This window comes from Asaia krungthepensis NRIC 0535 (assembly GCF_025995175.1).
Lineage (GTDB): Bacteria > Pseudomonadota > Alphaproteobacteria > Acetobacterales > Acetobacteraceae > Asaia > Asaia krungthepensis.
In genome coordinates, this window is the sequence record NZ_BAPV01000004.1 from 1 (window position 1) to 25,635 (window position 25,635).

A 25,635-nucleotide genomic window follows, 5' to 3' on the forward strand; every position below is an offset into this window, starting at 1 on the left:
ATTTTCAAAGAACCCTACCTAAACCCCTGAGATCACTCAGTCTTTCAGGCAGTGGCCGCGGCGTCGTCCGCTGCGGTGAACGGGCTTTTAGACCCCACACTCCCCACCGTCAACACCAATCTTCAAAAAAATGACATAACCCATCCGAAAAATGCGCGGTACGCTTCTCTGCAATAGAGCGTCATAATTCGTGTGTTGTCCGCGCGCGGGCAGCAACGTCAAATCAGCACACCATACCGAGAGGGTGGAGAACGGGCTGACACAGCTCCGAGGATGGCTGGCAATGGCTTGCTCAGACTCAGAACCATATAGCCCCGTTTCTGGTTTCTATTGCTAAAAATTTAGCCACCATTGCATCACGTTTCCAACATCATCTCTTGTAACTCGAACGCTCAGGCACAAAAACCTGCCTTGAGTTCAGCGAGCCCATTGGTGACTTTGGATACTCGATAGAGACACGACCTTCAGGACGTGAGGAGATTGTACCATGACTTGTCACACACCCCTGACGACTTCAGGTCACTGAAATCTGCCCATGCTGAAGATCGCTTTTCCTTATATCGCCCAGCCACACCAGACCCTCCATTCCCTGCCCATCGCGATGGAAATTGCGTCCCGCCATACCGACACGGAAGTCCATGTGGCCTGCACGACAGAGGCCCATCTGGATTACGCGAAGACGCTGAGCGCGCTTTATCCTCATGCGAAGGCCCGCTTCGACCTCCTCAAGATGCCGGAAATCCTGAGACGACGGATCGAGCATTCAGGGCCAGGCGTCATGGGCAAGCTTGCCAGCCTGTTTTTCAACAGGGACTATTTCTCGCGTTTCGAGGCCATCGTGGTCCCGGAGCGCACGTCGCTCTATCTGCGCCGCATGGGCATACGCAAACCACGATTGATCTGGACGCGCCACGGCGCAGGAGATCGGGCGATCGGCTTCGCACGCGATGTCAAAGAGTTCGACTTCGTCCTCCTGTCGGGGAAGAAGATCGAGGAAAGACTCCTCTCGCAAGGCGCAATCAGCCCGGGTCGTTATTATCGTGGCTCTTATGCGAAGTTCGATATCGTGCGCCGGATGGCGCGCAGCAGGCCTGCTTTGTTCGACAATGACAAGCCGATCGTCCTCTATAATCCGCATTTTTCGTCCAAGCTGTCCTCCTGGCCGCTGCTGGGTGAGGAAGTCCTGCAGTACTTCGCCAATCAGGATCGCTATAACCTGATCTTTGCCCCGCATTATCGGTTGTTCGACAAACATCGTCAGGAGGGCGAACAACTCGTCTCGCGCTATGCGCATCACGACCATATCCTGATCGACCCTGGCAGCCCGCGCAGCATCGACATGACATACACGATGGCCGCTGACATCTATCTTGGAGATGTTAGCTCGCAGGTGGCCGAATTTCTTGTACGCCCCCGGCCTTGCGTTTTCCTGAATGCTCATCATGTCAGCTGGCAATCCGATCGCAATTACCATTTCTGGAACCTGGGTCAGGTTCTGGAAAGCACCAGCGGCATGACAGGGGCGCTGGCACAGGCCGTAACAAAGCATGACGATTTTCTTGAGGCGCAACGCCAATATATATTAGAGACGTTCGAATTCACCGATGATGGGCCGACAGCACCTGGTGCCGCCGATGCCATCGTCGATTACCTCCGCAGTGCCGCCTAACCCCATACGCAGGAAAGTCGCCCGGGTTCCCCGTGGGGCGACCACCTTGCCAGAGTGAAAAGCAGAGCAGACCAGATAATATGACGCCCGACCTGACGCCCGTTCCGACTGCATCGAACCAGAAGCGCCGCCATGGCGATTTCCCGACGTTCAGCGCTGCCCTGGATTATGCGGCGCAGGGAACGGCCGGCTTCAATATCTATAATGGCCGCGGCCAGCTGCTTGAGGCTCTGCCCTACAGCTTGCTGCGTGAGCAGGCTGTCGAGACGGCGAGGCGTCTGCTTGGCGCCGGGCTCGTCCCGGGTGACCGCGTGGCGATCGTGGCGGAGAGCGATGGTGACTTCGCCCGCATCTTCTTCGGCTGCCAGTATGCCGGGCTCGTACCCGCCCCCCTGCCCCTCCCCATCGCTTTCGGTGGCCGTGAAGCCTATATCTCCACCTTGCGCGGTATGGTTGCAGCCTCTGGAGCACGCGCTGTGGTAGTGCCCGAACTCATCGGATCCTGGACGGCTGATATTATCGCCGGGCTCGATCTGGCGTTCGGCGGCTCTCCAGCAGAATTGCTTGCCCTGCCCCCATCGGGAGAAGCTCTGCCGGTTATCGGCGCCGAAGATCTCTCCTATCTTCAGTTTTCCTCCGGCAGCACGCGTTTCCCGATGGGAGTCGCGGTCACACAGACGGCTGGGATGGCCAATGCCAGGGCCATTGCCCGTGATGGACTTCAGGTAAGGGAAGCCGGCGATCGCTGTGTTTCCTGGCTGCCGCTTTATCATGACATGGGCTTGGTCGGGTTCTTCCTGACGCCTATGACATGCCAGCTCACGGTTGATCTCCTTCCGACCCGCGAATTTGCCCGACGCCCCCATGTCTGGCTCGATCTGATCAGCCGCAATCGTGGCACAATCGCTTACAGCCCGTCTTTCGGTTACGAGCTTTGTGCACGTCGCCCGGTTTCCGGCGACCTCGATCTGTCCTGCTGGCGCATCGCCGGCATCGGGGGCGACATGATCCGCCACCATATCCTTGAGAATTTCGCAGAGCGTTTCTCGACTTACGGCTTCGATGGTCGTGCTTTCGTGGCCAGTTACGGTATGGCCGAAGCCACGCTTGCTATCAGCTTTGCGCCACTCGACACCGGCATCGTGACGGACACGATCGATCTGCGCGTGCTTGAAACGGATGGCATTGCCCGACCGTCCAATGACCCTTCCCACGCGTTACGCACTTTCGTCCTGTGCGGCGTCGCTCTCCCCGATCACGACGTTCAGGTGCGTAGTGCCAGCGGGGCTCTGATGCAGGAGCGTCATGTAGGAATGGTCTATGTGCGCGGCCCAAGCCTGATGCGCGGCTATTTCGGTCGTGAGGCTGAAACAGCAGAGGTGCTCGACCCCAAGGGCTGGCTGAACACAGGCGATCTCGGATACATGCTCAATGACCAGGTAGTGATCACGGGGCGTGCCAAGGATCTGATCATCATCAACGGACGCAATATCTGGCCCCAGGACCTGGAATGGTCAGCCGAGCACGAGATCACCACGCTGCGCTCGCGCGACGTTGCTGTTTTCGCTGTGGAAGAGGAACAGGGCGAGCGGATTGTCGCTCTCGTCCAGTGTCGCGCGACTAACGATGAGGACCGCGCCAGGCTGCGCGAGGAAACCATGGGGCTATTCCGCCGTCAGCACGGCGTGGATGTCGATGTGATCCTCGTTCCACCCCACACGCTGCCCCAGACCTCTTCAGGCAAGCTGACACGTGCGCGCGCCAAGGCCATGCTGCTGGCCGGACAGTTCGAGACGACGGCAAACAGTACAGCAGCGTGATGACCCGCTCCGATGTCGGGCCCCGGCCCGGCCGGGACCTTACAAGGGAATGCGTCGTAGCCCTGGGCATGGCTGTCGATGCGTTGTCAGGGAAAATCCTGTTGCCTCTGGCCTAACCCTCGGGCCTGCCCCATAAGACGCCTCAACACCGGGCTTTCTCTGCCCGACCGTCAACTTCCGGAGACGCTCCATGACCGATACGGTCGACTCCATCTCATCAATGATCATCGACAAGCTGCTTGCCAACCCCAAGGTCCCGCGCGACATCACGGGTGAGAGCAAGATTGTCGAGGACCTGGCCTTCGACTCACTGGCAGTGATGAATTTCGTCATGGAAATCGAGGATGAACTCGACGTTTCTGTGCCCCTCGACAAGCTTGCCGATATCCGCACGATCCATGATCTTGCCGTCTGTCTTGCCGGTCTCAAATCAGGTGGCCAGAGCGCGTGACCGACATCTTCGCCAAATATGCAGGGCTGAAGGCCGCGGCAGCTGGCCTGACAGCCCATTCGCCCCGCAACCCGTTCGGCGTTGTGATCGATCACCCTGTCTCGGCAACAATCGGCCTGATCGAGGGCCGTGAAACGCTGCTGCTTGGCACAAACAACTATCTCGGTCTGAGCCAGTCGAAGGCAGCGGCTGAAGCCGCCATCGAGACTGTGCGCCATGAAGGAGTCGGCACGACCGGGTCACGTATCGCGAATGGTACCTACGCGCTGCATCGCAAGCTCGAGGCCCGACTGGCCGAGGTCTTCAGGCGGCGTCACTGCATGGTCTTCTCCACGGGCTACCAGGCCAATCTAGGGGCCATCTCGGCTCTGGCAGGCAAGGACGATATTCTGCTTCTGGACGCAGACAGCCATGCCAGCATCTACGATGCGAGCCGCCTCGGTTACGCCCAGGTCATCCGCTTTCGCCACAACGACCCGGCGGACCTCGACAAGCGCCTGTCGCGCCTGAAGGACCATCAGGGTGCGAAGCTGGTTGTCGTGGAGGGGATCTATTCCATGACCGGCAATGTCGCGCCGATGCGCGAATTTGCCGAGGTCAAGAAGAAGCATGGTGCCTATCTTCTGGCCGATGAGGCGCATTCTTTCGGTGTTCTGGGCGAGAATGGTCGCGGCGTCGCTGAGCGCGATGGCTGTGAGGACGATGTCGATTTTGTTGTCGGCACGTTCTCGAAGAGCCTTGGCACGGTTGGCGGCTATTGCGTGTCGAACCTCGACGGGCTGGAACTGATCCGTCTGTGCTCACGGCCTTACATGTTCACAGCGTCCCTGCCGCCGGAAATCATCGCCTCCACGCTGGCCGCGCTTGATGAGATGCAGGCACGTCCCGAACTGCGCAAGCAGCTCTATGCCAATGCGGAGCAGCTCAATCACGGCTTGCATGCGCTCGGCCTGAAGGCCAGCCCCCATGTAAGCCCCGTGGTTGCCGTGACGCTCGACAATGTCGAACAGGCTCTGGCTTTCTGGAACCGGCTGCTCGATCTTGGGGTTTATGTGAACCTTTCACTGCCCCCGGCCACGCCGGACGAACACCCTCTTCTGCGCTGCTCGGTCATGGCCGTGCATAGTGCCCAAGAGATCGACAGGGCCCTGGCAGCCTTCGCGCAGGCAAAGCAGGAAATCCTCGGCTGAGGTTTTCCTCCCTGAGGCAATGAAAAAGGGCGGATCGAGGATCCGCCCTTTTTTCGTATCAGCCTCTCATGCCGCCAATGAAAACCCGGCGCGCGCGCCAAAGCAGTACAGGCAGGCAAATCAGCGGATGCCGCGCCTCAAAAGGCGTAAGGGCAAGGCGAAAACCATTATGACGCTCAATCTTCCAGGCGAGATAGGCAGCACCATCTTTGAAGGTGAAGGCCGCCTTGATGAGGCGCGCGATGTTACGCCAACGCCCACGTCGCGCCATACGATCCCAGCGTTCGCGGGCACGTAAACGTTGCCCCTGACCAAGGCGTGGCGTCAGAACGCTTCCGGTTGTCTCAATGCTCTCGAGGCCGCCGAGGGCCCAGGCGGGCTGAAGCAACGCGGCATAGCGCGTCTCCTGCCCGTGCATGATGGTGGTGCCACGACCTGCCCTCTCGACGCGGAGTTCGGCCTTGTAGGTCCGTGCAAACAGGTTCTGCCACCATTCAGCGGCAGGCAGACTCCCCTCACCCAGACGCGCCGCCCAGCCGGACGCGGTCACGACGCACTGCCTGACGAGCTCAAGAATGGAGTCTGCTGCCTCTGCATCCCTCACCCAGACCAGCCGGACGGGCTGACAAAAGCGCGCCCAGAGGCTGGTATCCTGCGACCGGGGCGAAGCGCCTGCCCTGAACTGCGAAAGGGTAATCACGGCGATTTTCGCCCTGAGCCTACGCCCGCCGATATCGTGCTCTGCATAAAACACGTTGGGGGGCAGCACATGATTGGCGACACGCGCAAGGGTCGAGGCCGGCCAGTCAGACAGCGAACGCAGTACAATATAGAAGTCAAAGAGACCTTCTGCGTCGAATTGCCTTAGACCGGACCCGTAGAACAGCACGGCCAGCGGCCGGCGTCCGTCGAGGATATGCGCGACAAGAGCATGGATGGCCGGGTCCACGGGTGCGGTCAGTTCGCCGATCAGGCAGGCATCGATCCGATCCTGTGCCTCAGTCATGAACGAAGCCGAATTCAGGCCCTTCAGAGAGGAGGATCCTGTCATCCGCCCCGGGGGCAAAGCATTCCCCATCAAGCACGAAATCTCCCTTGCAGGTGAGATCGAGCACCTCCGCGCGACCGCTCATGTAATCGGGACTGGCGCGGAGCCAGGTCGGGGCGGACCCGCGGAGGAGGGACCAGGTGGCCTGAAGCAGTTTTGCCGGATGATCGCCCACATGGAGAAAGTGAAGCCCGTCGCTCCCGGCCTTGCCGCCATTCCAGAACGGCCAGATTCCAAGATTGAGTTTACGCAGGGCCGTCGAGAGGAAGAGGAAGCTTTGCCCGTTGATGAGCATCTCCCCGTCAGCCTTCAGGGTCACGCGATCGCCCGAAAGCCAGGTTTCCCTCTGCCTGCGCCACAGAAGACTTCCAAACGCTCCGATGAGTGTGACCGCTACCGCCAGATTATGTGGGGCGTAGCGCAGCACATGAGGGGAATGCGCAATGGCGATGGCCCGAGCGTAACCCGAGCTACCCTGAAACATTCCAAGACGGGGATCCTGCTCGTCGTTGGGCCATGATATCTTCAGAGGGCGTCGCATGGTACGCGGCAATGTATCTGCATGGCGCACAAGCTGGGTCAAAGCTGCCAGACCACGCCGACGAAACCCGATATCACGGGCGATGAGATTGGTATTCCCCGAAGGAAAGATCGCGAGATTGGGCAGGGCATTCGAAGGATAGAACCGCGCCACAGCCGTCATGACATCGCTGACCGTGCCATCTCCGCCATTGATGGCAATCAGCCGGACATTTTGAGCCGCCAGCGCCTGTATGACCCTTGTCATTTCGTCATGGGAAGCCGGGATAAGGAACCCGTCTCCAAGCAATCGACGGGCCTCGAGGGCGAATTTTCTGCCATCCCGCCTGTTCTTCCGGCTACGCGGGTTATGGATCAGGGCTAGGCGCACGGCAGTATCATCTGTGTTACGGTCATCCTTGTGGCCCGACCGAAGATCGGACGTCCGGCTTGCGCGGCGCCATAGCATGACTTAGGCATCGGGGCCAGAAACCGATTGGTCATTTTTGGATTTTGCCGGTTTCGGCTCGTGACCTGAGGTGCAAAAAGAGAGGCTGATGACCCTGCGCGATTTTCAGACGACGGTTCTCGCCCATCTCTCGGACGTGCACCTCCCGCCGCCCTCTCCTCTTCCGTCCTGGCGCCATTTCCTGAACAAGCGCGCGCTCAGTGTTGTCTCCTGGAAGCGTCATCGCATGCACCGGCACCTGCCCGCACTGACGAAGGCGATCGAGACGGACATGGCACGGCATGCTCCCGATCTGATCCTGAACACCGGTGATCTGACGAATTTCGGGCTCGCCCGGGAATTCGATGCGGCGGCCTCATGGCTCGCGACCATGCCCGCCCCGTGCCTCGTCGTGCCCGGCAACCATGATGCGATGGTCAGCGCGCCGTGGGAGACCCATGCCGGGCAATGGGGCCCATGGATGGAAGAGACTGACGAAAGCCATTTTCCTTATTGCCATGTCCGGGACAATATCGCGGTCATCGGCGTGAACAGCGCCATCCCTACGCCTCCATTCATGGCTTGCGGCCGCGTGGGCAAGGCCCAGAGAGAGCGACTTGCCGCCGTGCTCGACGCGACGCGCCATCTCTGCCGTATCGTCATGATTCATCACCCGCCCCGTACGGGGCTCGTAAAGTGGCGCAAATCCCTGCTCGATCAGCGCGGCGTGGCAGAAACAATTGCCCGGCACGGCGCGGCGCTGGTGCTCCATGGCCATTCGCATGATGCGACCCTTTCCACCATACGGAACACTTCCATCCCCCTGCTGGGCGTTGCATCGGCGTCGTTGAGCTCCTCGCGCCCGTGGCGTCAGAGCGGCTGGAACCGGATTGCCGTTTCACGCCGGGAGGAAGGCTGGGACATCGATCTGACAACGCGGCAATACACTTTGGACGAGGGCTGGCGATGTACCCGCCGTCGCAACTGGGTCATCCGGGATGAACAACACTGATGCGCCTGCCCCATTTTCCTACGCTTGACCGCTATCTGCTCGCCCAGCTCCTGCCGCCTTTCGTCGTCTCCCTGGCCGCGGTACTGGCAGCGTTGCTGCTTGAGCGCCTGCTGGTCCTGTTCGACGATCTGGCAGCCGAGGGAAGCTCGCTCGCAACTTTTGTCTCCCTCCTGACCGATCTCCTGCCCCATTATCTGGGGCTTGCCTTGCCCGCAGCGCTCTGCGTGAGCGTGTTCCTGATCATCCGCCGGATGAGCGACAACAACGAGATCGATGCCCTGATGGCGAGCGGGGTCTCATTGCTGCGCATTGCACGTCCCTATATGTGGACCGGGGTTCTCGTCGGATGCGGCAGCATTCTGCTCTATGGATATATCCAGCCAGTGGCCCGGTATGATTTTCGCTCGGGCTTCTACTATGCCGCCCATTCGGGGTGGGCGCCGCATCTTCAGGCTGGAATGTTCGCCACCACTTCCGGTGATTCGATGCTCACGGCAGACCGGGTGACGCGGAACGGCACCGTGCTTCACGAAGTCTTCATCCGCCAGCGCGAGCCCGATGGCGCCGTGCGGATCATCACCGCCCGCCGTGGCCTTGTCACTGCCGTACCCTCGCTCAAACAGACGCGTCTCGATCTCTGGGACGGGCTGATCGTCTATGATCCCAGGAACGGTAATGCCAATGCAACGCAGACCCGCTTCGATCACAGCATGAAAGTGTTCGACCAGAGCCACGACACCGCAGCCTTCCGCTCGCGTGGCATCGACGAGCGAGAACTCACCCTGCTGGAGCTGGCCACACGCCTCGAATCCTCGCATCAATCCGACGGGGCGGAAGGCACAGGAGGGATCACACGCTCCAGTCTGCGCGCCGAGCTCGATTTTCGTCTTGCCCGCGCCTTGGCCATTCCCTTCATACCGCCTCTCGCCGTCGCTCTCGCTATTGGCGCAAAGCGCAGACGCCCCATCATCGGTCTCATTGCCCTGGCCATCGTGCTTGTCGGTTTCGATCATACCCTGCAATTCGGTCACGGGTTGATCGCCACTGGGCGTATGCGCGGTTTCTACGCCATATGGCTGCCTGAGATCCTCTTCTGCACCGTCTGCCTGGCCTCGATCTTCAGACGCTCGCGTGGCTCGTGGAGACGACGCAAGGCCATCCCCCTGACCACGGGTGGCGCGGCATGATTCCCGTTCCTGCCTCGCGCTCCGTATTGCTGCGCCATCTCACGCGCACGCTGATTGGCCGTACTCTGCTTTGCGGCGGGATCCTCGTCTCGATGATGGAGATCCTCGGACTGCTTGAGATGACAACCCCCATTCTGGAGCGTCATCTCGGAGTGATGGGACTGATCCAGTATTCCCTGCTTCGCCTACCCAGTCTTGTCGTGCAGACGCTCCCGCTCAGTACACTGATCGGCGCCCTGTTCATGCTCATGCAGATGACCCTGGCCAGCGAGATGGCCAGCCTGCGCGCCGCCGGTCTCTCCACGCGTCGTCTCATATTGCTCCTTCTTCCTGCCATCGGGGCCATAAGCCTTGGCGGAATCCTCCTGCAGGAGATGGTGGCCCCGCGCACCGAACTTGCCCTCGCGAAATGGTGGAACCAGACCGACCCTGATGACGCCGGGAGCGGCCATGGCTTCTGGTTTCACGCCTCGGGGAACGTCGTGCATATCGACAGTTTTGCTGAGGGCGGGCGGCGCATCCGCAAGATTGCCATCTATCACCGGGCGCCCGGCGGCGATCTGATCGCTGCCGATACGGCACCCGAACTGCTTTACGATGAGAGGACCGGCTGGCGAGCCGAAACGGTGCGCAACCTCACTCTCAGGAGCAATCGCGTCGACATCACAGCACAGCATCACGTAACCCTCCTGCCGCCAAGCGTGACGCCGGATACGCTCATCCAGCTTTCGCAAAGCTATCCCGTACTTTCAGGCTGGTCGCTGTGGAAGATCCTGCATCGCGGCGGCGCATCGAGCCTGCCCAAGGCCACCTATCGCATGGCGCTGTTTGCGCCACTGCTGTTACCCGTATCGCTCTGCGCAATGCTGTTTCTGGCTCTGCCGGTCATCTATATTCCCCCCAGAACGGGAACACGCAGCCTGTTGCCAATTGCGGCTCTTGCCGCGGGTTTTGGTTTCATAGTGCTTCAAGGCCTGATACAGGCACTGGGCAATGCGGGCACGCTGCCAGCGTTAATTGCCGTCACGGCGCCTCCCGCCCTGGCATTCCTCCTCGGAGGGGCATGGATTGTGAAGATGGAAGAGAAATGAGTACGTTCAATTCTGAACACTCGGAAGGCTTCTGGCGCGCCTTCTGGAACGCACGGAAAAATCAGGGCTCACTTCGCACCGGAAGAAGCTTCGACCTTGGCAAGATGAGCCTGCCTGAACTCTGGATGGCCTATCTGACCTATCCGACCATCCTGTTCTATTTCACGCTCATTCTCGCATCGGCAGGCGCTGCGCTCTATTTCACGCCGCAAGCTGCCAGTACCCTGTTGACCATTCTGCTCGTGGTGGGGATCTACCCTTTCGCCTGGTATGCGATCCATCGGTTCATTCTTCATGGGCGCTGGCTCTATCGTAATCCGTTCACGGCCTCGCTGTGGAAACGCGTGCATTTCGACCACCATCAGGATCCCCACCTGCTCGACGTGCTTTTTGGATCGCCGCTGAACACGGTTCCGACAATTGCCATCATCGTCATGCCTATCGGCTGGGCCATCGGAGGGGTGAGCGATGCCTTCACCGCGCTCTCGACCGGGCTGGTCATGACCTGCATCTACGAATTCTTTCACTGCATCCAGCATCTGGCCTACAAGCCTCGCTGGGCCTGGGTCGCCAAGATCAAACAATTGCATGTGCTCCACCACTTTCATGATGAAGACGGCAATTACGGCATCACGAACTACGCGGCAGACCGTCTCTTCGGGAGCTTCTACAAGGATGCCCGTGCCCGGCCGCGCAGCGCCCATGTGTTCGATCTCGGTTATGACCTGGACGAAGCGCAGCGTTATCCGTGGGTCATGAAGCGCACGGGAGCGCCGCCCAAGCAACGTCCCGATGGCGCGAAGCGGGGCAACGCGACTTCGTGACCTCGTCCCAACAAAGCCTGCCTGTCCTTGTCCTCGCAGGATCGCGCGACGGCGCACAGGACCCTCTCGCCCGCCTGGGACGGGTAGAGCATAAAGCGCTCCTGCCTGTCGGCGGGCGTCCCATGATCGACAGGGTACTGGAAACCCTTTCGATCACACCGGGGCTCGAAACCCCGCGTGTCAGTATCGAGGCCCCCGCCTCTCTTGACGGCCTGCAGCGCGCGTTTTCTTGTCTGCCAACGGCCAGAGGTCCTAGCGGTAGCGTGGCCCTTGCCGTCGATCGCCTAGGCACCCCGCTTCTCATCACGACTGCCGATCACCCCCTGCTGAGGCCGGAATGGATCACCTCCTTCGTCGACAGGGCGAATGAGACGGGATGCGACCTTGCTGTCGGGGTCGCCCTCAAGAGCACCATCGAGCGCGACGTCCCGCCCACACGTCGCACCTATATCCCCCTGCGCGACATGGAATTCTCTGGGTGCAATCTGTTTCTGTTGCGGAGCGAGAAGGCGAAAGCTGTCATAACGCTCTGGCAGTCCCTCGAGCGCGATCGCAAGAACCCCCTTCGTATGGCGCGCACGCTCGGTCTTGGCATCCTGTTCCGGGCGCTGTTTCGCCGCCTGACGAGCACGACACTGACAACACGCATCATGGCGCTCACCGGAGCGAGAGTAAGCCTTATCCCCATTGATGACGGTCGTGCTGCGGTGGATGTGGACAAGCCACAGGATCTGGCTCTCGTCGAAATGCTGCTCGCCGCCACACCATGAAGATTGCCTACGTCATCAATTCGGTCGAGGGCGGAGGCGCAGCCTTGCCAGTGCCCGCCATCACACAGGTCATGCGCGATAACGGCCATGAGGTGATCGTCCTTGCTCTGACACGGCGCGACGGACGGGCCATCAAGCCGATGCTGCAGGCCGGGCTCACCGTGCATGTGCGCGAAGGGGGGCGGAAAGACCATCTGGCCGCCCTCACCTGGCTCAATCGCGAGATTGCAGAGCAGCGCCCGGATCTGATCTGGACCTCGCTCACCCGTGCCACGCTGCTGGGTCAGCTCGTGGGGTTGAGACGACGCCTGCCCGTGGTAAGCTGGCAGCATTCGGCGCGCCTCAAACCTGCCAATGCCCGCCTGCTCAGGCTCATGCGCGGGTTATCGCGTCTCTGGATCGCCGACTCCACATGTGTCGAACTCGAAACCGAGCGCAAGCTCGGTCTGAGCGCGGACAAGCTGACCTGCTGGCCTATCTTCCGCGCCAGCGACGATTTCCCGGTTGCTCTTCCCTGGACCGGCGCCGCCCCTGTCAGGATCGGCTCACTGGGGAGGCTTCATCCCGTGAAGGGGTATGACGATCTGTGCGCTGCCGTCAGGTTATTGAGCAAGATCGAGGGTCTGCCCGCGTACGAGGTGCATATTGCCGGAGAAGGCGATGAGCGCGATAAGCTTGCTGCCCTGATTGCGCGCGACAATCTACCGATCGTGCTCGACGGGTACAATGCCGATCCCAAACAGTTCCTTTCAACCCTGCAGCTCTACGTGCAACCCTCGCATTGGGAGGGGCTATGTCTCGCCGCCCATGAGGCACTGCTCTGCGGGGTCCCTGTCATCGCTTCCGAGGCCGGGGAACTGCCGCATACGATCACACGGTCATGCGGGCGCATCGTACCGCCCAAAGACCCTGAGGCCCTGGCCCTCGCCCTGGCCGCGTTGCTGCGCCAGCCCCAGGATCTCGCCCGCATGGGAGAGGCAGGGCGCGTACGGGTCCTGTCGCGCTTCGATGCAGCATCGTTCGACCGACGCGGCGCAGAAATTCTAGCGGGACTCGAACGCGTGCTCTGAGCGTGCCTGGGAAAGGTGATTCGACATCCTGAAATCCATCTGGGCGAGCACCACGGATGCGACAAGAAGCAGGATCCAGACCATGCGTGGTGCCGCCTGACGCTCGAAGAAAGTTGCCAGACCGAAAGACGCAAGCGTCAGCGCATCCAGAACGAAGCGCAGCCGCTCATCCGCATGGCCGCTGAGAAACCCCAATACGAAGAGCGCTATGCCGAGAACTGCACAGCTCAGCGCCTTCTCGCGCTTCATGCGCAGCCAGAGCGGCATAACCTCGTCCCGTGTTTCGCGTTGATCAGGCAAGTCTTTCTCCTCAAATCAAATCAGGCGCCCCATCCGATGAGTAGTGACAAGTGAGCGAGGCGCAAAGCCCCCCGGGCAGCAGCGGCGCCGTTGCAGCGTCGTTTTCCCTTCCCGAGACGCAATTCGCCATCCGTCGCGCCGTGCTTGGTCTGTGCCGCACCATGCGCTGGGCCTGCGTGAACGAATTTTCCCTCCCTGCAGCAGGCAGACGAGCCGATATCATGGCGCTCACACAGGACGGGCAACTGCACTGCATCGAGATCAAATCCGGACCAAGGGATTTTCTTACCGATCGGAAATGGCCCGAATATCGCGACTGGTGCGATTGTCTCTACTTCGCTGTTGACCAGCATTTCCCTCGTGACCTGATTCCGGAAGATGTCGGACTCTTCATCGCGCATCTGCCCGAAACGCCCTCAACCATCCTGCCGGAATGTGCGATGATCCGTGAAAGCCCGCTCGTCAGACTGGCGGCGGCCCGCAGGAAGACCCTGATGCAGCTTTTCGGGCATGGTGCCGCGCTGCGCCTCATGGCCCTTGAAGACCCTGCCATGACAGCGTCTCTCCGTGCGGCAAGACGTGTTGACTAAGGAGTTCCTGAATGACCGATCAACGCCTGATTGCCCAACGTCTGGAAGTTGCCCGTGCCGTGGTGGCCGACGCTGCTTCTCTCGCCATGGCAATGAGGCCCCCACCGGGTGGCCCGACCGGTTCGATGAAAGGTCTGCAGGATTATGTGACCGAAGCCGACATGGCTGTCGAAGCGCTGGTTTCGAAACGTCTTGAGGCTCTTTTTCCCGAAGACGGCTTCATGGGAGAGGAAGGGGGTCGGCAAAGAGAGGGGGGCCTTACCTGGGTGATCGACCCGATTGACGGCACGTCCAATTATGCCCGGGGCCGTGAGCGCTGGTGCGTGTCGCTCGGACTCATGCAGGGCGATGTGCCTGTCGCAGGCGTAATCAATGCGCCTGCCCTTGGCGAGGTCTATACGGCTCAGCGTGGCGTGGGAGCCTGGCTGAACGGCGTCCCCGTGAGAGCCTCGCCTGTGACCGAGACAAGCAATGCGATGGTCGAAATGGGATGGAGCGCCAAGGTCTCTCCGGATACCTATGCCAGCCATTCGAAAGCTTTTCTCGAGCTTGGGATCGCACCACGCACAGGGGCTTGTGGCGCACTCGCCCTTGCCGATGTCGCATCCGGCCGGTGCGACGGCTATCTCGAAATTGCCATCAATCTGTGGGACGTGGCAGCAGCGCTCGTCCTGCTGCATGAGAGCGGCGCGCGGGTTTCTCCGTTCCTGCGCGATGGAGGGATGACAGGCTGCATCGCCATTCTGGCAACGGCGCCCGGTGTGGCGGAACCCGTGGCGAGGGCGGCGGGCATGGAACTGATCTGAGGCGGGCGCGCAGGCAGGCCGGGATAGGCATCCAAAACCGGGCGCATACGGGAGCTATCGCGTGTCTCCCTGTGCTCCGGGCCGGTTGCAGGATTGCTGCGCTCTTTACCTGACGGGCTTTAGAGGCCACCCTGCTCTCACCATTCTCACGCCATAATTTCCCGTCACGGCTAGATTTCTCCTGACGGATCCAGATACGAGGCCCAGATATCCATGGTTTCTTTCTCCCGCCGACTCGTCGCCTCGACGGTAGTTCTGGCATCGGGCCTGACCGCCCTTCCCGCCATGGCCGCATCGAAGCAGCAGGCGCTGGTCGATCGGGCAACGCTTGCCGTGCAGGACATCTTTCAGGGTACGAACCCCAATTCCCGCGCGCAGCGTTATCTGGCCAAGGCACGCGCCGTGATGGTCTGTCCGTCTGTATTCCGCATGTCGATCGTCTTCGGTGGCGCAGGCGGCGGGTGCCTTCTGCTTTCACGCGATGCGCGCGGTTCCTGGTCCGACCCGGCATTCTACACGCTCAGCTCCGCCTCGATGGGGATCCAGCTGGGGGTGGAGAGCTCGGAACTCATGTTTTTCGTGATGTCCGATCGCGGCCTTCAGGCACTTCTCGACAGTCAGTTCAAGTTCAGCGCCGGGGCCTCGGCCTCATTTGCCAATATGGGCAGCGGGATCGAAAGCGGCTCGGCTGGCGCCTCGAATACGGATATCCTCGCTCTTCAGAAATCCTCGGGGCTTTTCGCCGGGGCTTCCCTCGGCGGGTCGAAGCTGACCGTCGATAGCGGCTCCAACCGGGCCTTTTACAACCAGCCCGTTGGCCCTGAGGATATCGTGATCTCGATGCGGGTGAACAATACGGGGGCCGATCCTCTGCGTCGTATCCTGATGCAGGTCGTTCAGCAGCAAGGCAGTGTGCAGCAGACCGCTGCGGCCGCCGTCACACCCGCCACGGCAGCAGCAGCGACCTCAGGCGGTGCGGTGGGCAACAGCCCCTACCCTGCCAATTACGACAGCCACAAATCCTTCTCGAGCCAGTCTCATGGAGCCATCAAGAGCGAGTCACTCGCTGCGCCCAAATAGGGAATCCAGCGTCGCTCCCGGCCCCACGCTACCCCCGGTGTCGAACTGACAGTTTTTTCAAGGTTGGTTCGTCATGCACATGCGCCACGAAGTCGCAGGAAAGACTGCCCGCCCGAAACGTCAAGGGTGGGCGGGCGCCGCGGCTTTGGGCTTGGCAGCGTGTCCTGATTTCAGCGTTCTGAGTGCGTCGACGCGTTGGTTATGCTCGCGCAGGTCATGCGAAAATCCATGCCCTCCTGACCCATCCGCCACAAAATAGAGCATGTCGCCCTGTGCGGGATGCGCGACCGCCTCCAGTGCCGCCAGGCCGGGGGAGCAAATCGGCCCAGCGGGCAGACCGTCGATGACATAGGTATTATGCGGGCCCGGACGATGAAGCTCGTCATGGGTCACACCATGATCCAGCACGCCCAGCCCCTCGCTCAGATCGTAGATAGCTGTGGGATCCGATTGCAGCTTCATGTTCTGCCCCAATCGGTTCAGGAACACTCGGGCGACCATGGGCCGCTCGGTATTCACTCCCGTCTCCCGCTCCACGATCGAGGCAAGGATCAGAAGCTCCTCAGGAGAGGCCAGACCGATCGACGGATCGCGTTGGGCCCAGACACGCGCCAGGGTCTGGCTCATGAGCGCCTCAAGGCGCTGCACGATCTGCGCCCGTGGCGCACCCCGCTCATAAGCAAGAGTCTGGGGCAGGATTGCGCCTTCAGCAAGCGAGGGCACGGGTCCCGTGAGCAACGGCGCCTCAGCTAATATGACCGCAATCTGCCGTGCCGTACGGCCTTCAGGGATCGTGAGGAAGTGCCGGACCGGCGGCGCATGGCGCAGAATCGCCAGGACGTCGAGCACCGAGACGCCGGCCGTAAAGTGCAGCTCGGCGGCATGGAGCGGGCCCTGCGACGTCGTCAGCCTCGTAATCAGGCGGAACTGGTATTCAGATATCCGCCCTGACGGAATGATCTGCGCCAGAGCGAGATCATGGGCGATATGTGCGGTGCTGCCACGGGGCACGACATGATCTGTCGCCACTGCAAGTGGCCCCGCTTTGTGTGCGTAAGACCAGGTCCAGGCGGCGCATCCCGCCGTACCCAGAACAAGAAGAAGGAAGAGGGCAAGAACAACGCGCTTCATGCCCGCATTCCGTTGATCAGACGCCCTTGACGATCAGGCTGGCATTGGTGCCGCCAAATCCGAAGCTGTTGGAGAGGGCAATGTTGATCTTGCGCTGCTGGGCCTCATGGGCCACGCGGTCGATCACGCTCTCACGCGCCGGGTTGTCCAGATTGAGCGTCGGGGGCGCTACGTTGTCGCGGATGGCCAGCATCGAGAACATGGCCTCGACCGAACCCGCCGCACCCAGCAAATGCCCGGTTGCGGATTTCGTTGACGACATGGCCACGCTCTTGGCATCCGCGCCGAAAAGGCGCTCGACCGCGTCGAGTTCGAGATCGTCCGCCATGGTCGAGGTGCCATGTGCGTTGACATAGTCGATATCGGCGGGGGTGATCCCTGCCGAGCGCAGAGCCGCGGTCATGGCACGGAAGGCGCCTTCATGACCTTCGGCAGGCGCCGTGATGTGATGGGCATCGCCCGACAGCCCATAGCCGATGATCTCGCCGTAGATCTTCGCGCCACGGGCCTTGGCATGCTCGTATTCCTCGAGCACCACGATGCCCGAGCCTTCGCCCATGACAAAACCGTCGCGGTCACGATCCCAGGGGCGCGAAGCCTTTTCAGGCGTCTCGTTGAAGCTCGTCGAAAGCGCGCGTGCGGAGGAGAACCCGGCTATACCGAGCGGACAGACGGCCGCTTCAGCTCCACCGGCGATCATCACATCGGCATCACCCAGCATGATGAGACGCGTTGCATCTCCGATGGCGTGCACACCTGTCGCGCAAGCCGTCACGGCCGAATGGTTCGGTCCCTTGAAGCCATAGCGAATCGAGACATGACCCGAGATCAGGTTGATCAGGGCAGAGGGAATGAAGAACGGCGACAGACGACGCGCCTTGCCGCTCGCCACGGTGAGCGAGGCGTCGTAGATGGTCTGAAGGCCACCAATGCCCGAGCCGATCATCACGCCGGTTGCGCAACGGTCTTCCTCGGTTTCAGGCTTCCAGCCGGAATCCTCGACGGCCTGGATGGCAGCCGCCATGCCAAGATGGATGAAGCGATCCATCTTTTTCTGGTCCTTCGTCGGGACCCAGTCAGACAGCGTCAACCCGCCCTCAGCCGTCGGCCCCTCTGGCACCTCACCCGCCACATGGGCAGGGAGATCGCTGGGGTCGAAGCAGGTGATGCGGCCAATGCCGGTCTGTCCGGCAATAAGACGCTGCCAGGTCTGTTCAACGCCCACCGCCAGTGGCGTGACAAGCCCCATACCGGTGACGACGACGCGTCTTTCTTTCATTGCCGATAGGTTTGCCATCATGGGCGGACGAAGCTCCAGTCATAAAGGCCGTCTCCCGGCGGCTGCCAAAGGGAGAGGCTGTCAATCTCGTCGTATGTCCCGGCTCCGCTGAAAGGGGGAGCCGGAGAAAGATCATTGCATCGGGCCGGAATGCCCGATGCAGCCGGATCAGGCGGCCTTCTGCTTTTCGATGTAGTCGATGGCGTCCTTGACGGTCGCGATCTTCTCGGCTGCATCTTCGGGGATTTCAACGCTGAAGGCTTCTTCGAACGCCATGACCAGCTCAACCGTGTCGAGGCTGTCAGCGCCGAGGTCGTCGATGAAGGAAGCGTCAGGGGTTACCTTGCTCTCTTCAACGCCGAGATGCTCAACAACGATTTTCTTAACCTTATCGGCGATTTCGCTCATCTGTTCTGGCTTCCTGTGTGCCCGGCAATTCGGGCGGTTCGAAACTGTTTACCATCCGTCTGGTTGCCCAGTCGGTCCCCGTCTTTACTCCAAAGGCGGCACTCACGGCCAGTGCTCTGAATCGCGGACCGAAGATCGGGCCCCGGCGGGCCATGTTGCCCACGCTTCGGACGAAGCAGCGGGCGCTTAGCATGGTTTACCCTCGCACGCCAAGCTTTGCGTGCGGGAGGGGCCAATGCCCTTATGGCATCGCCATGCCACCATTGACGTTCATCGTCATGCCCGTCACCCAGCCAGCCTCTTCAGAGGCCAGATAGACTACTGCGGCGGCGATATCCTCGGGCTTGCCCATGCGGCCAAGTGGTATGGACCCGAGCAGCTTCTCGCGCTGGGCATCAGGCAGCACGGCCGTCATGGCTGTCTCAACAAAGCCGGGGGCAATGACATTGACCGTGACCCCACGTGAGCCAGTCTCCTGAGCGAGCGACTTGGTCATCCCGATCATGCCAGCCTTGGCTGCGGAATAATTCGCCTGCCCACCATTGCCGGTCACGCCCACGATGGAAGCGATATTGATGATGCGACCGGCGCGGCGGCGCAGCATCCCCTTGAGCGCGGCACGACACAGACGAAACGGGGATTCCAGATCGACCGTCAGCACCTGCGACCAGTCTTCATCCTTCATGCGGATAATCAGACCGTCGCGCGTGAGACCGGCATTATTGACCAGGATGTCCAGCGGCTTGCCCAGAAGCGTCTCCGCCTTGCCCACCAGAGCGTCGGCCTCTTCGCCGTGCGAGAGATTGGCAGCACAGACATGCACCCGTTCACCGAGAGTAGCCGCAACCTCGGCAAGAGCCGCTTCACGCGTCCCTGACAGGACCAGTTCGGCGCCCTGCGCGTGCAGCGCGCGGGCGATGGCCGCGCCCAGACCGCCGGAAGCTCCGGTGACGAGTGCGGTTTTGCCTTCAAGACTGAACATCGTTTTCTTCTCCACGCTTTCAGAGGTCACGCAGCAGCGCCTCGATTTCCTCAGGGGTTCCCGCATTGCGCGCCGTCATATCGGGGGCGATACGCTTCACCAGACCCGTCAGCACCTTCCCGGCACCAAGTTCGACCTGAGAGGTCACGCCCATGGCCGCCATGGCCAGCACACTCTCGCGCCAGCGCACCGAGCCCGTCACCTGCTGAACCAGCAATTCCGGGATGCGCGTGGCATCGGTATTCTTGGCCGCCGTGACGTTGGTGATGACCGGAATAAGGGGCGTCGCAATCTCGGCGCGTTCCAGCGCCTCTGCCATGCGCTCGGCGGCCGAACCCATAAGCGAGGAATGGAATGGGGCGGAGACAGGGAGCATCACGGCGCGCTTCACACCCTTGGCCTTGGCCAGCGCGATCGCGCGCTCCACAGCGGAAAGACGGCCCGAGACCACGATCTGACCGCCGCCATTATCATTGGCAAGCTCGATCGTCTCATGACGATCCGCTTCCCCTTCAACGCTCAAGCGGGCGGCTTCGGCACAGATTTCATGGGCAAGTTCGGCCTCGACGCCAAGCAGCGCCGCCATAGCACCCTCACCTGCCGGAACCGCCTCCTGCATGGCCAGTCCGCGCAGGCGCAGCAATCTGGCGGTCTGGGCAATACCCAGTGCGCCTGCCGCTGCAAGAGCCGAGTATTCACCCAGAGAATGCCCTGCCACGACCGTGGCCTTGTCCGGCAAACGGAACCCGCCCTCGCTTTCGAGCACGCGTACCGTCGCCAGCGAAACAGCCATCAGCGCGGGCTGCGTGTTTTCCGTGCGCGTCAGTTCGGACGCATCGCCCGTGAAAATCAGCTTGGACAGATGCTCATCGAGTGCATCGTCGACTTCCTGAAAAACTTCTCTCGCAGCGGGAAAAGCCTCATAGAGGCCCTGACCCATTCCGATGGACTGGCTGCCCTGTCCCGGAAAAACGAATGCATGCACTGACATGACCTCAACTCTCACTTTCGCCTGGGGCTTTCGTGCCCCGGGTGATGGAGGAGGCAGCCTGTTCCTGTCAAATCGTTACTTTCTTCCCAACGCGCCATGCAGGGAAAATGGCAGGTTCATCATGAGACGCGTGAAGGGCTTACTGGCAACGAACTGCGCCTGGCGCGAGAAATCCTGCGGCCGCAGCACATAATGGTAGGGAACGAGCCCCTGGTTATCGACCAGCAGACGCGTCACACCATTCTCCTGAACTTCAAGACGGCTCCGGGGCGCAATATCGAGGCCGAGCCTGTGTGTGTCAGGCAGGAGCAGGGCAATCAGGAATCCGCCCTCATCCTCAATACAGGCGTCAAGTCGTGATAGCCATCGCCGGGCCTGTTCCCCTGTGAACCTCGATGGGTCTTCCGGGACAATCGTGAAGAAAAATCCGACTTCAAGACTTTCCTCCGGCTTGAGCCTTGCATAGAGCAAGGGGTCTTCATTCCATGAAATCTTGTCATGGGGCAGAACGATCTCGTCTCCGGGTCCCGGGATGAGATGTACGGTCTCGCTGCCGCGCTTCATCATCAACCCGGAGGCGATGCCAGGCCGGTTGCCGGGCTCTAACCGCGCCTCCATGTGCAGGCTCAGCCCTTCACGATCTGCCTGGGGGAATGAGTCGAAACGGCGAAAGACGCGCTCGATACGCCGGTAACGACGCGACAATGGCACCAGAGCCTGACCGGCAACATCGATGTTTTCCTCGTGCGCGCAAGACATCGGCGCCGTGTCGGCTCCTCTGGAAGGCGCGATCAGAGCCCCGCCCCATGCCAGACCAATCGCGACAAATATCCCGGCGCGGTACCCGTGACGCAGGAGAGACCGCCCGAAGCCTTTGCGATGGCCGGATACGAGCGTGGCGGGACGGATATCCGATTGTCGATGAAATGCTGGCATGGTCATCGTCCCTCGACTTTCTGCAATACGACGAAAACCTGCGGCACCCTTGTCGGGTCGTCAAGAAACTCGATCAGGCGGAAGTGGTCTCCCCATTTCTGGGTGAAGTAGGCGCGCGGAATAAGGGCCTCGCCATAATGCGCTCCGGGATGAGGGCGCTTCACCGGCGCCGCATGCAAGAAGCGCCCTGCATCGTAGCGGGCATAAGCCCGCGCCTCATCGGTGAAACTGTCGGCACAGACCTCATGCCACGCGTGCTCGAGCCTGATGCCCGAGGCCCGCCTGAGGCGCTGCTCGGCACAGAAATCGATGAAGCGCCGGCTCTGGGTCGTGACGACCACCATTCCGCCCGGTGCAAGCAGACGGTAGAACTCACTCATCCACAGCCCGGCGAGATACTCGTCGAGATGAGAAAACACCGAAAACGCGACGATCAGGTTGAAGTACCCGTCACGGACAGGTGTGGGGGGCGTCGTGCCACCGGCCAGGAAACTGACCGCCGGGTTGCACCGTCGCGCCTCCATCAGGAAACGCGATGTCGAATCGATTCCGAAAAGATTTTCAGGCCGGATATCCTTCATGAAAAGACGAAGGATACGTCCCCAGCCGCAGCCGAAATCCAGCACACGCGTTTCAGCGCGCAGAGGCGCACCGGCATAGCCGCAATAGGCCTTGGTCTCGCGAAAAAACATGTAGGCCTCATGCAGCGAGACCTCATCAGCATGACCATGGATTTCACGCTGTACATCAGGGGCCGGAAATCCCGGCATGCGAACCCGATCGATCTCTGGCATCTTGAGCGAGGCAACGAGGATTTTGAGCCAGTCCTCATCGCCGCAATGCCGGAACCTCATATGAAGGTCTGAGGCATCCATAGGAGCAGACATAGAGCGCCTCATTCACTGGGATGACGCCCTCTATAATAGATAAAGGAAAATTCGCAAATTGTACTGCATTACCGATATCGAATACTGATCGGGATCCTAGCTGTTTACTATTTGCGAATATCAATATTCCTTTTCTTTATATTCCCAGGAAGCTCCGCCTCATCACCGGGCAACAAGACGCCCGCGCTGCCAGGCCTCTGCCGCCTCTTCGGGATCCATGCCGTCAACCTGTATCGCATGATCCATGGCGCTCATCACCTTGTTGCCCAGGGTCATTTCCGACAACTCGTCGAGCATGTCCTGATCGGCGCATGCGGCCACGGATTCCCGAACGAGCATGCATCCTTCCATCTCACCGGGCAGGTTGGGATCGTCGATCGTCCGGAAAGCCTCGTCATTGAACAGGGCATGAGGCTGTGCCAGAAAAACCAGTGCCTTGCGGCCCGCGTCCCGCGCGGCATGCACTGCCGCGTAGAGTGCTTCCTCATCGCAGATTTCCACGGTGACACCGGCAAGAGCATCAGTCTGGCCTATGAGCACTTCCATCTGCTTCTGATCGCTACGCGATGTGATCGCGACGTCGATCTCCCCGGCGGAAAGCCCGGACAGGGAAGAGACCGTCTCGAAGCTCGCCCAGCAATAGAACGGGCGGTAAAGCGTGCCCAGAACACGCATGCCATACTGCACCAGATGCGCATCACGTGGCAGCCAGGCGGAGACGAGCAGGTCGATTGCGCCTTCCTCCAGCATACCGGGCAGTTCTGACTCGTCGCTATCCACGAAATCCACCTCGACCTCATGAGCGTCGAGCACTCGCGCGACCGCGCTTGCACATCCGGCATGAAGTGCCGTGCCGAGATAGCCCAGAGAGATCGTGGTCATGAGAGATCTTTCAGGCCATGCAACACGGCCGGTCAGGAGTTGACTTGGATTGCCTGTGTTCGATCACTTCAGACAGTGAATAGCAAGAGCCCCGCGACAGTTTCGGGGCTGGGGTCAATTTCGGTACCCCTCACCAAGGTCGGCCAGAATCGCCCGCTCGACACGAGGCAGGGAGTTGGGTTGGGCGACTCGTCGAAGATCAGTTCTCCTGCGCCTGACGAAGCGGAATGCTGAATCGCGCGTCACAGCCAGTCTCCGGATACAGCAACTCGGCGGAGCCCTGATGACCGAACCCCGCCCTGAGCAATCGAGACCCGAACCCCGAGGACTCAGGAGATTTCACAGGCGGTCCGCCCGTCTCGAGCCAGTGAAGCCGCAATATATCGCGCCCTTCGACCTTCTCGATAAACCAGGTGAGGCTCACCTTCCCCGTCTCCACGCTCAAGGCCCCGTATTTCACGGCATTCGTCCCGAGTTCATGGAGCATCAGCCCAAGCGTCGTCGCTGTATTGGGTCCGACCGATACCGCTACACCCTCGAAATAGAGACGCTCCACGGGTCCTACGCGGGCCAGAACCTCCCGCGCGAGAGCCGCCAGATCGCCTTTCTGCCAGGATTGCCGCATGAGAAGATCATGAGCCGAACCGAGTGCAACCAGACGCTTTTCAAAAGCCTTGACGGCAGCGCGGTTCTCGACCCCACGCAGACTTTGATTGGCCAGGGCCTGAACCAATGCGAGCGTGTTTTTGAGACGATGCGCCAGTTCCTGATGCAGCGTCTGTTGATGGGCGCGTGCTTCCAGCGATGCGGCTGCGGCCTGCGCCCGGTCCGAAACGGCCCGGATGAAGGCCAGTTCCTGATCGGACCAGTCGCGTGGCTGACATGCCTGAACGAAAAGGCAGTGGGTCATGCGCCCCTGCGCCATGATCGGCATCAGAAGCTGCGCCCGTATCTGATCACCCTCACCACGCAACGGGGATTCACAGGGAATCCATACATTTTCCCGGGCGTCGCGTACGGCCAGCAGCAAGCCCTGCTCAAGCACACCGAGGGCGACCTCGTGCCTGGCACAGTCATAGACACCGGCAGCGCTCGGTATCGACAGGCCGCGCCAGTCTTCCATCACCCTGAAGCGCCGATCATTTCCCGGCTCGAACATGGCCCAACCTGCACGATCGGCCCCAAGGGCGTCACCCAGCGCAAAACACGCTGCGTGATAGGCCTCCTCGGGTGTATCGACCTTTCGGAGAGCGTCACCCAGAATCACCATGGCTGACAGACGGTTCGTGGCTACACGGTCCCGGGTGATGTCCTCGATCGTTCCAATCAGGCGCCAGGGCCTTCCACGATCATCTGCCTCTATCTCGGCACGACGGCGCACCCAGATCCTGGTGTTATCGGACAGGCACTCCATGACATAATCGGTTTCCGGCAGGATGATCTCATCGCTGCTGCCATCCGCGAAATGGATCAGGTCAGTATCGGGAACGGGCATGCACTGGGCGAACACATCCATCGGGCACTGAGTGCCTGTGGGAACCCCTGTCAGACGCATCAGTTCGGAAGACAGGGTGATAAGGTTGCTACCGAACCTGATCTCGAAAGTGCCTATTCCCGGCAGATCCTCAATGGACGGAGCCGCCCCGGCCATGGCGGAACGCAGACGTGCCACATGACCGCGCGGCAATTGCTCGATCCCTGAGAAACGCTGATCTTCTGCCTCTAGGGGCCGACCCAGAACCCGGACCATCTGACGGATGAGAGCCTCCAGCCCCTCACGAAAGGACTCTGCCTCGATATCGAGCGCAAAGCGCGTCAGGAAACAGAGCGTGGCTACGCCCTGACCCTCCATCAGCTGGATCGGGTAGGCCGTTCGGAAAACATAGTGCCATGGCGCCTGCGCAAGTTCCGCCAAAGGGGACAGAACCTCCTGCACGAAGGCTTTGTCCGGCGCGGACATGGCTGGCAGAACATGAGGCAGGTTCCCGAAGGTCACGGCCATCACCGGCCTGCCGCGCTCAGGCAGGGCAAAATAGGCTGCGGGCGCGCGCGCAATCGCGGCGGCTGCGCTCAGCAGGTCGTACAGATCGCGTTGCCGGTTCATCGGCATGCGATCAGCTTGATAGTGAACGGGTCGGTCGTCTCTTCTGGCGGAGACAGTTCCCTTGCCGTTCGCAGGACACACATCGGGGTCAGATCACCTTTCGGGCTCTGCACACCGCCCATCACTGCCGGGAAAAGCAGCGATGTCCGAACGGTTGCTA

At 60.8% G+C, this 25,635-nt stretch carries 25 protein-coding genes; 13 read left to right on the top strand and 12 right to left on the bottom strand.

What is annotated here, in order from left to right:
* Positions 1-538 precede the first annotated feature (538 nt).
* The 4 genes from AA0535_RS02480 to spt all read left to right on the top strand — a co-directional run bounded on the left by AA0535_RS02480 (position 539) and on the right by spt (position 5,130).
* On the top strand, positions 539-1,669 hold the full coding sequence (locus AA0535_RS02480; protein WP_264814701.1) for a CDP-glycerol glycerophosphotransferase family protein: 1,131 nt from the start codon (positions 539-541) through the stop codon (positions 1,667-1,669).
* Positions 1,670-1,749: 80 nt separating this feature from the next.
* On the top strand, positions 1,750-3,489 hold the full coding sequence (locus AA0535_RS02485; RefSeq protein WP_264814337.1) for a fatty acyl-AMP ligase: 1,740 nt from the start codon (positions 1,750-1,752) through the stop codon (positions 3,487-3,489).
* Between the two features lie 190 nt (positions 3,490-3,679).
* Complete coding sequence (locus tag AA0535_RS02490) at positions 3,680-3,940, top strand: acyl carrier protein (RefSeq protein ID WP_264814338.1); 261 nt, start codon at positions 3,680-3,682, stop codon at positions 3,938-3,940.
* On the top strand, positions 3,937-5,130 hold the full coding sequence (spt, locus tag AA0535_RS02495) for a serine palmitoyltransferase (RefSeq protein WP_264814339.1): 1,194 nt from the start codon (positions 3,937-3,939) through the stop codon (positions 5,128-5,130). The genes AA0535_RS02490 and spt overlap by 4 nt, the downstream gene beginning before the upstream one ends.
* Positions 5,131-5,188: 58 nt before the next feature.
* Here the strand turns inward: spt and AA0535_RS02500 are convergent, their stop codons facing one another.
* Both AA0535_RS02500 and AA0535_RS02505 read right to left on the bottom strand, forming a co-directional pair.
* Positions 5,189-6,136 carry a hypothetical protein gene (locus AA0535_RS02500; RefSeq protein WP_264814340.1) on the bottom strand — a complete coding sequence of 316 codons (948 nt, stop codon included), beginning with the start codon at positions 6,134-6,136 and terminating at the stop codon, positions 5,189-5,191.
* Positions 6,129-7,088 carry a diacylglycerol/lipid kinase family protein gene (locus AA0535_RS02505; RefSeq protein WP_264814341.1) on the bottom strand — a complete coding sequence of 320 codons (960 nt, stop codon included), beginning with the start codon at positions 7,086-7,088 and terminating at the stop codon, positions 6,129-6,131. The genes AA0535_RS02500 and AA0535_RS02505 overlap by 8 nt, the downstream gene beginning before the upstream one ends.
* Before the next feature lie 166 nt (positions 7,089-7,254).
* On the opposite strand from AA0535_RS02505, the gene AA0535_RS02510 reads away from it, so the two are divergent.
* From AA0535_RS02510 to AA0535_RS02535, 6 genes are all read left to right on the top strand, one after another.
* Positions 7,255-8,157, top strand: a complete 903-nt coding sequence (locus tag AA0535_RS02510) for a metallophosphoesterase family protein (RefSeq protein WP_264814342.1) — start codon at positions 7,255-7,257, stop codon at positions 8,155-8,157.
* Entirely contained in the window at positions 8,157-9,344 is a 1,188-nt protein-coding gene (locus AA0535_RS02515; RefSeq protein WP_264814343.1) for an LptF/LptG family permease, read from the top strand. Before AA0535_RS02510 ends, AA0535_RS02515 begins: the two co-directional genes overlap by 1 nt.
* A complete protein-coding gene (locus tag AA0535_RS02520) occupies positions 9,341-10,435 on the top strand; it encodes an LptF/LptG family permease (RefSeq protein ID WP_264814344.1) in 1,095 nt (364 codons plus the stop codon). Before AA0535_RS02515 ends, AA0535_RS02520 begins: the two co-directional genes overlap by 4 nt.
* Before the next feature lie 104 nt (positions 10,436-10,539).
* Positions 10,540-11,259: a sterol desaturase family protein gene (locus AA0535_RS02525; protein ID WP_264814702.1), complete on the top strand. Its 720-nt coding sequence runs from the start codon at positions 10,540-10,542 to the stop codon at positions 11,257-11,259.
* The gene (locus AA0535_RS02530; RefSeq protein WP_264814345.1) at positions 11,256-12,029 is read left to right on the top strand and encodes a nucleotidyltransferase family protein; all 774 of its coding nucleotides are present in this window, start codon (positions 11,256-11,258) and stop codon (positions 12,027-12,029) included. The genes AA0535_RS02525 and AA0535_RS02530 overlap by 4 nt, the downstream gene beginning before the upstream one ends.
* Positions 12,026-13,099, top strand: a complete 1,074-nt coding sequence (locus AA0535_RS02535) for a glycosyltransferase (protein ID WP_264814346.1) — start codon at positions 12,026-12,028, stop codon at positions 13,097-13,099. Before AA0535_RS02530 ends, AA0535_RS02535 begins: the two co-directional genes overlap by 4 nt.
* On the opposite strand, the gene AA0535_RS02540 is transcribed toward AA0535_RS02535, so the two are convergent.
* Positions 13,073-13,399 (bottom strand): hypothetical protein, encoded by a 327-nt coding sequence (locus tag AA0535_RS02540; protein ID WP_264814348.1) that lies wholly within the window; start codon positions 13,397-13,399, stop codon positions 13,073-13,075. The two genes, AA0535_RS02535 and AA0535_RS02540, sit on opposite strands and share 27 nt — an antisense overlap.
* Positions 13,400-13,449: 50 nt before the next feature.
* Here AA0535_RS02540 and AA0535_RS02545 point away from each other — a divergent pair, with 50 nt between their 5' ends.
* From AA0535_RS02545 to AA0535_RS02555, 3 genes are all read left to right on the top strand, one after another.
* Positions 13,450-13,989, top strand: coding sequence for an MmcB family DNA repair protein (locus AA0535_RS02545; protein WP_264814349.1), 540 nt, complete (start codon positions 13,450-13,452; stop codon positions 13,987-13,989).
* A gap of 11 nt (positions 13,990-14,000) precedes the next feature.
* Entirely contained in the window at positions 14,001-14,795 is a 795-nt protein-coding gene (locus AA0535_RS02550; protein WP_264814350.1) for an inositol monophosphatase family protein, read from the top strand.
* A gap of 213 nt (positions 14,796-15,008) precedes the next feature.
* Positions 15,009-15,875 (top strand): lipid-binding SYLF domain-containing protein, encoded by an 867-nt coding sequence (locus AA0535_RS02555; protein ID WP_456304535.1) that lies wholly within the window; start codon positions 15,009-15,011, stop codon positions 15,873-15,875.
* A gap of 120 nt (positions 15,876-15,995) precedes the next feature.
* Here AA0535_RS02555 and mltG read toward each other — a convergent pair whose 3' ends face one another.
* From mltG to AA0535_RS02600, 9 genes are all read right to left on the bottom strand, one after another.
* Positions 15,996-17,006 carry an endolytic transglycosylase MltG gene (gene mltG / locus AA0535_RS02560; RefSeq protein WP_264814351.1) on the bottom strand — a complete coding sequence of 337 codons (1,011 nt, stop codon included), beginning with the start codon at positions 17,004-17,006 and terminating at the stop codon, positions 15,996-15,998.
* Positions 17,007-17,022: 16 nt separating this feature from the next.
* The gene (fabF, locus tag AA0535_RS02565) at positions 17,023-18,285 is read right to left on the bottom strand and encodes a beta-ketoacyl-ACP synthase II (protein WP_373319259.1); all 1,263 of its coding nucleotides are present in this window, start codon (positions 18,283-18,285) and stop codon (positions 17,023-17,025) included.
* A gap of 168 nt (positions 18,286-18,453) precedes the next feature.
* Positions 18,454-18,693, bottom strand: coding sequence for an acyl carrier protein (locus AA0535_RS02570; RefSeq protein WP_023978090.1), 240 nt, complete (start codon positions 18,691-18,693; stop codon positions 18,454-18,456).
* Positions 18,694-18,934: 241 nt separating this feature from the next.
* The gene (gene fabG, locus AA0535_RS02575; RefSeq protein WP_264814704.1) at positions 18,935-19,675 is read right to left on the bottom strand and encodes a 3-oxoacyl-[acyl-carrier-protein] reductase; all 741 of its coding nucleotides are present in this window, start codon (positions 19,673-19,675) and stop codon (positions 18,935-18,937) included.
* A gap of 19 nt (positions 19,676-19,694) precedes the next feature.
* Positions 19,695-20,666 (bottom strand): ACP S-malonyltransferase, encoded by a 972-nt coding sequence (gene fabD, locus AA0535_RS02580; protein ID WP_264814353.1) that lies wholly within the window; start codon positions 20,664-20,666, stop codon positions 19,695-19,697.
* A 75-nt stretch (positions 20,667-20,741) separates the two neighbouring features.
* Positions 20,742-21,602 carry a hypothetical protein gene (locus AA0535_RS02585; RefSeq protein ID WP_264814354.1) on the bottom strand — a complete coding sequence of 287 codons (861 nt, stop codon included), beginning with the start codon at positions 21,600-21,602 and terminating at the stop codon, positions 20,742-20,744.
* 2 nt (positions 21,603-21,604) lie between these two features.
* Entirely contained in the window at positions 21,605-22,489 is an 885-nt protein-coding gene (locus tag AA0535_RS02590; RefSeq protein WP_264814355.1) for a class I SAM-dependent methyltransferase, read from the bottom strand.
* Positions 22,490-22,651: 162 nt separating this feature from the next.
* A complete protein-coding gene (locus AA0535_RS02595) occupies positions 22,652-23,371 on the bottom strand; it encodes a glycine betaine ABC transporter substrate-binding protein (RefSeq protein WP_264814356.1) in 720 nt (239 codons plus the stop codon).
* A gap of 199 nt (positions 23,372-23,570) precedes the next feature.
* Positions 23,571-25,475, bottom strand: a complete 1,905-nt coding sequence (locus AA0535_RS02600) for a sensor histidine kinase (RefSeq protein WP_264814357.1) — start codon at positions 25,473-25,475, stop codon at positions 23,571-23,573.
* Positions 25,476-25,635: the final 160 nt, after the last annotated feature.